The organism is Streptomyces sp. STR69 (genome assembly GCF_024519455.1).
In the GTDB taxonomy this organism is placed as follows: Bacteria; Actinomycetota; Actinomycetes; order Streptomycetales; family Streptomycetaceae; genus Streptomyces.
On the sequence record NZ_JALJRY010000006.1, the window covers coordinates 140,164 to 151,714 of the forward strand.

The following is an 11,551-nucleotide window of genomic DNA, read 5'->3' on the forward strand; positions in this document are numbered from 1 at the left end:
AGGAGCAACTGGGCATGACGAAGATCGTCAACCACTGGATCGGCGGCAAGACCGTCGAAGGCGCGTCGGGGAACTACGGGCCGGTCACCGACCCGGCGACCGGCGCGGTCACCACGAACGTCGCGTTCGCGTCGGTCGAGGAGGTCGACGCGGCGGTCGCCGCCGCCAAGGACGCCTACGCGACCTGGGGCACGTCCTCGCTCGCCAAGCGGACCACGATCCTCTTCAAGTTCCGGGCGCTGCTTGAGGCCAACAGGGACGCCATCGCCGAGCTGATCACCGCCGAGCACGGCAAGGTGCACAGCGACGCGCTGGGCGAGGTCGCGCGCGGCCTGGAGATCGTCGACCTGGCGTGCGGGATCACCGTGCAGCTCAAGGGCGAACTGTCGACCGAGGTCGCCAGCCGCGTCGACGTGGCGTCGATCCGCCAGCCGCTCGGCGTCGTGGCCGGCATCACGCCGTTCAACTTCCCGGCCATGGTGCCGATGTGGATGTTCCCGATCGCCATCGCGACCGGCAACACCTTCGTGCTCAAGCCGTCCGAGAAGGACCCGTCGGCGTCCCTGAAGATCGCCGAACTGCTCGCCGAGGCGGGCCTCCCGGACGGCGTCTTCAACGTCGTCCACGGCGACAAGGTGGCCGTCGACCGCCTCCTTGAGCACCCGGACGTCAAGGCGGTCTCCTTCGTCGGCTCGACGCCCATCGCCCGCTACATCCACACCACGGCCTCCGCGAACGGCAAGCGCGTCCAGGCCCTGGGCGGCGCCAAGAACCACATGCTGGTCCTGCCCGACGCCGACCTGGACGCGGCGGCCGACGCGGCCGTGTCCGCCGCCTACGGCTCGGCGGGCGAGCGCTGCATGGCCATCTCCGCCGTGGTCGCGGTCGGCTCCATCGGCGACGAGCTGGTCGAGAAGATCCGCGAGCGCGCCGAGAAGATCAAGATCGGCCCCGGCAACGACCCGACGTCCGAGATGGGCCCGCTCATCACGGCCGTCCACCGCGACAAGGTGGCCTCCTACGTCACCGGCGCGGCGGCCGAGGGCGCGGAGGTCGTCCTGGACGGCACCGGCTACACGGTCGAGGGCTTCGAGGACGGCCACTGGATCGGCATCTCGCTCCTCGACAAGGTGCCGACGACGGCGAAGGCGTACACGGACGAGATCTTCGGCCCGGTCCTGTGCGTCCTGCGCGTGGACACGTACGACGAGGGCGTGTCCCTCATCAACAGCTCCCCCTTCGGCAACGGCACCGCGATCTTCACCCGCGACGGCGGCGCCGCCCGCCGCTTCCAGCTGGAGATCGAGGCCGGCATGGTCGGCGTCAACGTCCCGATCCCGGTCCCCGTCGGCTACCACAGCTTCGGCGGCTGGAAGGACTCCCTCTTCGGGGACCACCACATCTACGGCAACGACGGCACGCACTTCTACACCCGCGGCAAGGTCGTCACCACCCGCTGGCCCGACCCGGCCGACGCCCCGACCGGCGTCGACCTCGGGTTCCCGCGCAACCACTGAGCAGTCCTGAGCAACGCCGAATGGGGCCGTCCGTATCGCGGACGGCCCCATTTTTTCGCTACGACCACTGCGGTTCCCGTAGGAACCCGAACCGGGTCCGACACTGCCCTCGGATGCCGAATACGTCACTCTCGGCGGACTGGATCAACGGATTCCGTAGGTAAACACCCATTGACGTGATGGTTTCCGTCAATGTTCCATCAGGCCCGTGACCGACACCCTCCCCACTGCCGAGGCCGCCGCCGTTTCCGAGGCGACGTCGGACAGTCCCCAGAGTCCGCAGCATCCGCGGCAGCTGAAGCGTTCCATCGGCATCGTCGGCGGCACGCTCCTGACGCTCTCCTGCGTGACACCGGCCTCCACGCTCTTCGTGGTCGTCCCCGACCTGTTCGGCTCGCTCGGCACCGCGACCGCCCTCACGATCGCGATCGGCTCGGTCCTCTGCATCGCGGTGGCGTTCTGCTACTCGGAGCTGGGCACCCTCATCCCCAGCGCGGGCGGCGAGTACGCCATGGTGTCGACGCTGGCGGGCCGCCTGGCAGGCTGGCTGGTCTTCGTCCTGTCCCTCCTGGTCGTGATGATCGTCCCCCCGGTGATAGCGATGGGCACGGCGGACTACCTGACCCCGATCGTCCACCTGAACCCGTCGATGACCGGCGCGGGCGTGATGCTCCTGGCCACGCTGGCGGGCCTGCTGGACCTGAGGGCCAACGCCTGGATCACGGGCATCTTCCTGGTCCTGGAGGTCATAGCGGCAGGAGTCGTAGCCCTCCTCGGCTTCACGCACGGCCACCGGGGCCTGGGCAGTCTGACCTCGATGCAGGTGGCGGGCACCGGCGGTCACACGGACACGGTGACGGCGATGCTGGTGGTCTCCGGCCTGGCCATCGCGCTCTTCGTCACCCAGGGCTTCTCGACGGCGGTCTACCTCTCCGAGGAGCTGGAGAACCCGCGCCGCAACGTGGCCCGCACGGTCCTCGCCACCCTCGCGATCTCCACGGTGATCATCCTGGTCCCGGTGGTAGCCATCACCATGGGCGCGTCCAACCTCTCGGAGCTGACCGGCGGCGACATCACCAGCATGGTCACGGCCTGGTCCAACTCGGCGGTGGGCACCTTCGTCAGCCTCTGCGTGGCCCTCGCGATCATCAACGCGGGCATCGTCATGGTCATCCAGAACTCCCGCGTCCTCTTCGCCTCCGCCCGCGACAAGGCCTGGCCCGCCCCGGTCAACATGGTCTTCTCCAAGCTCGGCCGCTTCGGCTCCCCTTGGGTGGCCACCCTCGCCGTAGGCATCCCCGGAGCGATCCTCTGCTTCGTCAACCTGGACACCCTCTACGGCGTGACAGGCGTCTCGGTGACCGGCATGTACCTGCTGGTAGCGGTAGCCGCACTCCTCTCCCGCCGAGGAAACCACCGCCACACGCACGCGTGGCGCATGCCCCTGTGGCCCACGATGCCGATCCTGCTGATAGCGGTCTTGGCGTACATCCTCACCCAGCAGGAAACGAGCTACCTGCTGTGGACGGGCGGGACAGTGGCGGCGGCAACGCTGTACTGGGCGCTCTATCTCCGCCCCCGCAGGGACACACGCTGGCTGATCTCACTCCCTGAGGAGGACTGAGCCCCGAAGGGGCGAGTCCTCCTCAGGGGCGCGGGGAACTGCGCGACAAGCCACGACGCACCCGCGCTCGGCAGCCGACAGAACCACCCGAGCTATTGGCCGTACACCAGGCGCGGTACACACTCACCCCCGGTTCACCCCAGGGTCTGGCCCAACTGTCAGAGACGCCCCGTACCGTTGACGACATGGATCTTCGCCCGCAGCTACGACTACGACGACCACGGCGCTGGCTCGCCGCCACTGCCGCCGTAGCCGTGCTCGCCGCCGCCGGCACCTGGACGGCCGTAGCCTCCGACAACCCGCCGGAGGTACACCGCGCGGACCGGGTGATGGCGGTCGACGGCGTCAGCCTGGACACCTCGTACTTCACGACCGGCGGAGCCACCCGCCGCCCCGCCGTCCTCCTGGCCCACGGCTTCGGCGGCAGCAAGGACGACGTACGGAAGGAAGCCCAGGACCTGGCCAGAGACGGGTACGCCGTCCTCACCTGGTCCGCCCGCGGCTTCGGCAAGTCGACCGGCAAGATCGGCCTGAACGACCCGGACGCCGAGGTCAAGGACGTCTCCAAGCTGATCGACTGGCTGGCGAAGCAGCCGGGCGTCCAGCTCGACAAGCCCGGCGACCCGCGCGTGGGCGTGGCGGGCGGCTCCTACGGCGGAGCGATCTCCCTGCTCGCCGCCGGGTACGACGCCCGCGTGGACGCCATCGCCCCGGCGATCACGTACTGGAACCTCGCCGACGCCCTGTTCCCGAACGGCGTGTTCAAGAAGCTCTGGGCGAGCATCTTCATCAACTCCGGTGGCGGCTGCGCCAATTTCGAGCCCCAGTTGTGCGCGATGTACGACCGGGTCGCCGAGTCGGGCAAGCCGGACGCGGCAGCGCGCGCACTCCTGGAGGCCCGCTCCCCGTCCGCCGTCGCCTCGCACATCAACGTGCCGACCCTCCTGCTCCAGGGTCAGACCGACTCCCTCTTCCCGCTCGGCCAGGCCGACGCCGCCGCGAAGGCGATCCGCGCCAACGGCGCCCCCGTGGACGTCGACTGGATCGCGGGCGGCCATGACGGCGGCGACATGGAGACGAGCCGCGTCCAGGCCCGCGTGACCTCGTGGTTCGACCGGTACCTGAAGGACGACAAGAACACCGACACCGGCCCCGCCTTCCGCGTCACCCGCACCGGAGGCGTCGACTCCACCGACGGCGCCGCCCAGCTGCGCGGCGCGAGCGGCAGCGCCTACCCCGGCCTGGAGAACGACCCGCGCGCGATCGCCCTGACCGGCCGCCCGGAGCAGACCTTCACCAACCCGGCCGGCGCGAGCCCGCCCGCGATCTCCGCCCTCCCCGGCCTCGGCAGTGCCGGCGGCCTGTCCCAGCTGTCCTCCCTGGGCGTCGGCATCTCCCTCGACTTCCCGGGCCAGTACGCGGCGTTCGACTCCAAGCCCCTCACCCAGGGCCTCCGCATCACCGGATCGCCCACGGTCACCGTCCACGTCAAGTCGACGAGCGACGCCGCCGTCCTCTTCGGCAAGGTCTACGACGTCGGCCCGGGCGGCACCCAACAGGTGCTCCCCTCCCAACTGGTGACCCCCCTCAGGGTCGAGGGCGCCAAGGCGGGCAAGGACGTCACGATCACCCTCCCGGCCATCGACTACGACGTCCAGAGCGGCCACCACCTGCGCCTGGTCCTCGCCTCGACGGACCTCGCGTACTCCTCCCCGACGGCCCCGGCGACGTACACCGTCACCCTGAAGAGCGACCTCAAGGTGCCGACGGCCCCCGGTGTGACGACCGCTGCGGCGACTCTGCCGTCCTGGGTCTGGTGGTTCCCGCTGGCCGGCGCGGCGCTCGCACTGGCGCTGCTGCTGACCGGACGCCGCCGCACCTCCGCGACGCCCCCCGACCCCGAGCTGGCCGAAGTCCCGCTCCAGATCACCGACTTGAGCAAGCGGTACGCGAAGTCGGCGGACCGGTACGCGGTGCGGGAGCTGTCCTTCCGGGTGGAGAAGGGCCAGGTGCTCGGCCTGCTGGGCCCGAACGGCGCGGGCAAGACGACCACCCTGCGCATGCTGATGGGCCTGATCAAACCGGACGACGGCGAGATCAGGGTCTTCGGCCACGCGATCCGCCCGGGCGCCCCGGTGCTGTCCCGGGTCGGCGCCTTCGTCGAGGGCGCGGGCTTCCTCCCCCACCTCTCCGGCCGCGAGAACCTGGAGCTGTACTGGCAGGCGACGGGACGGCCCCCGGAGGACGCCCACCTGGAAGAGGCCCTGGAGATCGCGGGCCTGGGCGACGCGCTCGCCCGCGCGGTGCGCACCTACTCCCAGGGCATGCGCCAGCGTCTCGCCATCGCCCAGGCCATGCTGGGCCTCCCCGACCTCCTCATCCTCGACGAACCGACCAACGGCCTCGACCCGCCGCAGATCCGCGAGATGCGCGAGGTGATGATCCGCTACGCGGAGGCCGGCCGCACGGTCATCGTCTCCAGCCACCTCCTCGCGGAGGTCGAGCAGTCGTGCACCCACCTCGTGGTCATGGACCGCGGCCGGCTCGTCCAGGCCGGCCCGGTAGCCGAGATCGTCGGCTCCGGAGACACCCTCCTCGTCGGCCTGGCGACCGACATCCCCGACCCCCTGGTGGAGAAGATCGGTGCCCTGCCGGACGTCGAGTCGGTGACCCGCGCGGACGGCGGCCTGCTGCTGCGACTGGCCTCCGGCGACAGTGCGGTACCCGAGGACCGGCTGGTGGCCGCCAACTCCACGGCGGACGGCGCCAAAACGGCCACGGACACGGCTGCGCCCGCCGCGCTCGACGCGCCGGTGCTCCCGTCCACCGACAAGGACCCGGCGCCCCCCGCGCAAGGCTCGGCCACCGCGGCCCGGCTCCTCGTGGAGCTCGTACGACTCGAAGTCCCCGTGTCCTCCGTCGGCCCCCACCGTCGCCTGGAAGACGCCTTCCTCACCCTGATCGGAGGTTCCGCATGAGCACGCTCGCCGAGCCCGTAGAGGTGGCCTCCGGCTACCGAGCGGGCCGCACACTGCCCCTCCGGGTCGAACTGGTCCGGCAGTTGAAGCGGCGCCGCACCCTGGTCATGGGCGGCATCCTCGCAGCGCTGCCCTTCATCCTGGTGGCCGCCTTCGCGATCGGCGGCACTCCGGGTGAGCGCAACGGCCAGGTGACCCTGATGGACACGGCCACCTCGTCCGGCGCCAACTTCGCCGCGGTGAACCTGTTCGTGTCGGCGGGCTTCCTGCTGGTCGTCCCGGTCGCCCTGTTCTGCGGGGACACCGTCGCCTCGGAGGCCAGCTGGTCGTCCCTGCGCTATCTGCTGGCGGCACCCGTGCCCCGGGCCCGTCTGCTGTGGTCGAAGCTGGTCGTCGGCCTGAGCCTCAGCCTCGGTGCGATGGTCCTGCTCCCGCTCGTCGCCCTGGCCGTCGGCACCGCCGCTTACGGCTGGGGCCCACTGGAGCTGCCCACCGGCGGCACGATCGGCGCGGGCACGGCCGCCCAACGCCTACTGGTGGTCGTCGCGTACATCTTCGTGTCCCAACTGGTCACCGCCGGGCTCGCGTTCTGGCTCTCGACGAAGACCGACGCACCCCTGGGCGCGGTCGGCGGCGCGGTCGGCCTGACCATCGTCGGCAACGTCCTGGACGCCGTCACGGCCCTCGGCCACTGGCGCGACTTCCTGCCCGCGCACTGGCAGTTCGCCTGGGCGGACGCCGTACAGCCCCATCCGGAGTGGTCCGGCATGATCCAGGGCACGGCGGTCTCCGTTACGTACGCCATCGTGCTGTTCGCCCTGGCCTTCCGGGGTTTCGCCCGCAAGGACATCGTGTCCTAGGTCACCGGAGGATCTCCCACCGGTCTCGACGGGCCATGATCGCGACCCCTTCGAGACGCTTCCGCAACTCCCCGTAGCGCACGTTCCCGCCCCCTCCGCCGTCACAGTCGCAGAAAGCCGACGTCAACGGACCGAGGGGGCACGGGAGATGGAGTCCAACCAGACCGGCCGAACACGACCTGCGCAGGAGTACGCCCGCCACCGCACCCGGCACCTGCGCGCCACCCTGCTCGCCCTCACCGCCGCGGGCGGCCTGCTGCTCACCGGCTGCAGCGCGGGCGGCGGCAGCCACTCCGACAGCTCGAACGGGGCGAACCGGACCGGCTTCCCGGCCCCGGCCCCCGTCACCACCTCCGGCGGTGACAACAGCAGCGAACAGGACGGCGAGCAGACAAGCACCCCCGCCGACAAGATCGCCCCGTCCCCCGACTACCTCTCCACCTTCGCCCTCGACGTCGACACGGCCTCCTACGGCTACGCGCGCCGCGTCCTGGCCGACGGGCAGCTGCCCGACCCGTCGACGATCCGCCCGGAGGAGTTCGTCAACAGCTTCCGGCAGGACTACGAACGCCCCGACGGCAACGGCTTCACGGTCACCGTCGACGGCGCCCGCACCGACAGCGCCAACTGGTCCCTGGTCCGCGTCGGCCTCGCCACCCGCACGGCCGACGACAGCGACGAACGCCCGCCCGCCGCCCTCACGTTCGTCATCGACGTCTCCGGTTCCATGGCCGAGACGGGCCGCCTGGACCTCGCCAAGAAGTCCCTCGACGAGATGACGGACCGGCTGCGCGACGACGACTCGGTCGCGCTCGTCACCTTCAGCGACGAGGCCGAGACCGTCCTCCCGATGACCCGCCTCGACGGCCACCGCGGCAAAGTCCACCACGCCATCGACGAGTTGGAGACCCAGTCCTCGACCAACCTCGGCGCCGGCGTCGAGACCGGCTACGCCACCGCCACCGAGGGCCTGCGCGAGGGCGCCACCAACCGGGTCGTCCTGATCTCCGACGGCCTCGCCAACACCGGTGACACCAACGCCGATTCGATCCTGGAACGCATCTCGAACGAACGCCGCGACCACGGCATCACCCTCTTCGGCGTCGGGGTCGGCAGCGACTACGGCGACGCCCTGATGGAGAAACTCGCCGACAAGGGCGACGGCCACACCGCGTACGTCTCGGACGACGCCGACGCCCGCAAGGTCTTCGTCGACCAACTCCCGCAGAACATCGACCTCACCGCCCGCGACGCCAAGGCCCAGGTCGCCTTCGACCCCGAGACGGTCGCGCAGTTCCGTCTCATCGGCTACGAGGACCGCAAGGTCGCCGACGACGACTTCCGCAACGACAACGTCGACGGCGGCGAGATCGGCCCCGGCCACACCGTGACCGCCCTCTACGCCGTACGCACCAGGCCCGGCGCCGAAGGCCACCTCGCCACGGCGAGCGTCCGCTGGCTCGACCCCGACTCCCGCGCCCCGCACGAGGAGTCGGGCCAGCTGGAGACCGACGCCCTGCACGACTCCCTGTCCAGCGCCTCGCCCCGCTTCCAAGTCACCGCCGTGGCCGCCTACTTCGCCGACTCGCTCCGCTCCGGCAACCTGCCCGGCAACCCCGGACTCGGCGAACTGGCCGACCGCGCCCACGCGTTGGCGAAGCGGACGGAGGACAAGGACGTACGGCAACTCGCCGAGGCGATCGACGAGGCGGTCCGGATGGACTGAACCCGACCGAACCCGCACCCAACCCCACCGACCCCATTGACCTTCCCCTACTTGCGAGTAAGTTGACGCCCCAGTCACCGTCTCACCGCCGACCGGGAGCAGCCGACATGGGCGTACGCAAGGACCTGAAGCGGGCGCGGCAACGCACCGACCTGGCGGCCCGCACCCGGGTCGAACTCACCAGGGACGAGCGGGGAGTCGTACGAGAGGCGAGTACCCCGCCGCTCGCCCCGCGCCCGACGACCGGCAGCACCGCCGACCTCCCGTTCACCAACGCGGCGGAGGCCCCCGACACCGTGGTCCTCCGCCGCGAACAGAACGGCGGCTGGCACCCCGTGACCGCCGCCGCCTTCGCCCGCGAAGTCACCGCCACCGCAAAGGGGTTGATGGCCGCCGGCCTCGAACCGGGCGGCCGGGTCGCGGTGATGTCCCGTACCCGCTACGAGTGGACGGTCCTCGACTTCGCGATCTGGGCGGCCGGCGGCCGTACCGTGCCGATCTACGCGACCTCGTCCGCCGAGCAAGTGGACTGGATCGTCAGGGACTCGGGCACCCGCTTCGTCGTCACGGAGAACGCCGAGAACACCGACACGGTCATGACGGGCACCGCCCGCCATCCCCAACACCCGCGCATCTGGCAGCTGGACGCGGGTGCCATGGCCGAACTCGCCACCCTGGGCCGGGACATCACCGACGCGGAGGTCACCAAGCGCCGCAGCGCTCTCACCCCCGACACGGTCGCGACGATCTGCTACACCTCCGGCACCACCGGCCGCCCCAAGGGCTGTGTCCTCACCCACGCGAACCTGCACGCCGAGGCCGCCAACACGGTCGAGTTGCTGCACCCGCTCTTCACCGAGGTCACCGGCCAGGTCGCCTCGACGCTCCTCTTCCTCCCGCTCGCGCACATCATGGGCCGCACCCTGCAGATCGCCTGTCTGATGGCCCGCATCGAGATCGGCCACTGCCCGAGCATCAAGCCCGACGAACTCCGCCCGGCCCTACGGGAGTTCAGGCCCACGTTCCTGGTCGGGGTGCCGTACCTCTTCGAGAAGATCCACGACACCGGCCGCGCGACCGCCGAACGGATGGGCCGCGCCGCCTCCTTCGACCGCGCCGACCGCGTCGCGGTCCGCTTCGGCAAGGCGTACCTCGACAAGTTCCTCGGCACCGGCAAGGGCCCGAGCCCCGCCCTGTACGCCGCGTGGGCCCTCTACGACCTGCTGGTCTACCGCCGTATCCGCAGCGAACTCGGCGGCCGGATGCGGTACGCCATCAGCGGCGGCTCCCCGCTCGACCGCGACCTCAACCTCTTCTTCGCCGCGGCCGGAATCATCGTCTACGAGGGCTACGGCCTCACCGAGACGACCGCCGCCGCCACCATCGTCCCGCCGCTGCGGCCCCGCCCCGGCACGGTCGGCCTCCCGGTGCCCGGCACCACGATCCGCATCGCCGACGACGGCGAGGTGCTGATCAGGGGCGGGGTGGTCTTCGGCGCGTACTGGAACAACCCGGCGGCCACCGACGCCGTACTGCGGGACGAGTGGTTCGCGACCGGGGACCTCGGCGCGCTCGACGAGGACGGGTATCTCACCATCACCGGCCGCAAGAAGGACATCCTCGTCACCAACGGCGGCAAGAACGTCTCGCCCGCCGTCCTGGAGGACCGGCTGCGCAGCCGCGCCCCGGTCGGCCAGTGCCTGGTCGTCGGCGACAACCGCCCCTTCGTCGCCGCCCTGATCACCCTCGACCCCGAGGCCCTCGCCCACTGGCTCTCGGTGCGCAAACTCCCCGCCGACACCCCGCTCGCCGACCTCGTACGGGACCCGCGCATGCTCGCCGACGTCCAGAAGGCCGTCGACCACGCCAACCAGGCTGTCTCCCGAGCCGAGTCGATCCGTGCCTTCGCCCTGGTCGAGGGCGAGTTCACCGAGGACAACGGCCTGCTCACCCCGTCCCTGAAGGTCAAACGGCACGTGGTGACGGCGGCCTACGCGGACGACATCGAGGCGCTCTACGCGAAGCCGAAACAGCCGTAGAAAAGAGAAGCGGGCCGCCGAGGTGCTCGGCGGCCCGCTCTCGTGGTGCTGGTGGGGTCAGCTGCCCACGGCGCCGTTGCCCGACAGGACCGGGATGTTGTCCAGGATGTGCGACAGGGGCTCGTCGCCCTTCGCCTGGGTGGAGTTCTCGGTGCACTGCTGGTTCTGCGGGGCCGACAGGATCGGCACGTCCTGCAGAACGGTGACCGGCACGACGCCGACGATCGAGGCCAGGTTCGCCTTGACCGGCAGGCCGACACAGGGCTTGTTCAGGGTGCCCTGGACGAGGGAGAGCTGGGGGCTCATGTCGCCCTTGGTCTCCTGGTTGCCGTACTTCTGCACGGCACCGTTGCCGTTGGTGGTGGTGACACCGTCGTCGTTGCCGATCGCCATCGCCGGGGTGGCGACGGCGGCGGTGGCACCGGCGATGGAGGCGGCAACAGCCGCGGTCGCCCACAGCTTCTTCATGTTCAAACCCTTTCGGAGGACGGACCCCGTTGCGGAGCCGCGCGATGATCAACTGGGTGATGGCTGGTTTGGTTGCGGCCTTTGCCCTGAATGGAGCAATAAGTCGGCTGGAGTGACAAGCCGGCTCACGGGCGGGCGAGAGCGTGTCCCCGTGGACGGTCCGCGCGCGGAGGGCAAGCCAACGGGCCGCCGAGAATTCGGCGGCCCGCGGTGTGTGTCCGGGGGTCAGCTGCCCGCGGAGCCGTTGCCCGACAGGACCGGGATGTTGTCCAGGATGTGCGACAGGGGCTCGTCGCCCTTCGCCTGGGTGGAGTTCTCGGTGCACTGCTGGTTCTGCGG

At 70.6% G+C, this 11,551-nt stretch carries 7 protein-coding genes; 6 read left to right on the top strand and 1 reads right to left on the bottom strand.

The genetic code is table 11. From position 1 onward, the window contains the following. Positions 1 to 14 precede the first annotated feature (14 nt). The 6 genes from mmsA to OC490_RS12995 all read left to right on the top strand — a co-directional run bounded on the left by mmsA (position 15) and on the right by OC490_RS12995 (position 10,744). A complete protein-coding gene (gene mmsA / locus OC490_RS12970; RefSeq protein ID WP_262058049.1) occupies positions 15 to 1,517 on the top strand; it encodes a CoA-acylating methylmalonate-semialdehyde dehydrogenase in 1,503 nt (500 codons plus the stop codon). Positions 1,518 to 1,725: 208 nt separating this feature from the next. Beyond that, the gene (locus tag OC490_RS12975) at positions 1,726 to 3,141 is read left to right on the top strand and encodes an APC family permease (RefSeq protein ID WP_262058050.1); all 1,416 of its coding nucleotides are present in this window, start codon (positions 1,726 to 1,728) and stop codon (positions 3,139 to 3,141) included. Between the two features lie 185 nt (positions 3,142 to 3,326). Next, the gene (locus OC490_RS12980) at positions 3,327 to 6,119 is read left to right on the top strand and encodes an alpha/beta fold hydrolase (protein ID WP_262058051.1); all 2,793 of its coding nucleotides are present in this window, start codon (positions 3,327 to 3,329) and stop codon (positions 6,117 to 6,119) included. Further along, positions 6,116 to 6,979 (top strand): ABC transporter permease, encoded by an 864-nt coding sequence (locus OC490_RS12985; protein ID WP_262058052.1) that lies wholly within the window; start codon positions 6,116 to 6,118, stop codon positions 6,977 to 6,979. The genes OC490_RS12980 and OC490_RS12985 overlap by 4 nt, the downstream gene beginning before the upstream one ends. A 148-nt stretch (positions 6,980 to 7,127) precedes the next feature. Further along, a complete protein-coding gene (locus OC490_RS12990) occupies positions 7,128 to 8,705 on the top strand; it encodes a vWA domain-containing protein (protein ID WP_262058053.1) in 1,578 nt (525 codons plus the stop codon). A gap of 107 nt (positions 8,706 to 8,812) precedes the next feature. Further along, a complete protein-coding gene (locus OC490_RS12995; protein WP_262058054.1) occupies positions 8,813 to 10,744 on the top strand; it encodes an AMP-dependent synthetase/ligase in 1,932 nt (643 codons plus the stop codon). Between the two features lie 57 nt (positions 10,745 to 10,801). On the opposite strand, the gene OC490_RS13000 is transcribed toward OC490_RS12995, so the two are convergent. After that, a complete protein-coding gene (locus tag OC490_RS13000) occupies positions 10,802 to 11,212 on the bottom strand; it encodes a rodlin (protein ID WP_019065695.1) in 411 nt (136 codons plus the stop codon). Between the last annotated feature and the right edge of the window lie 339 nt (positions 11,213 to 11,551).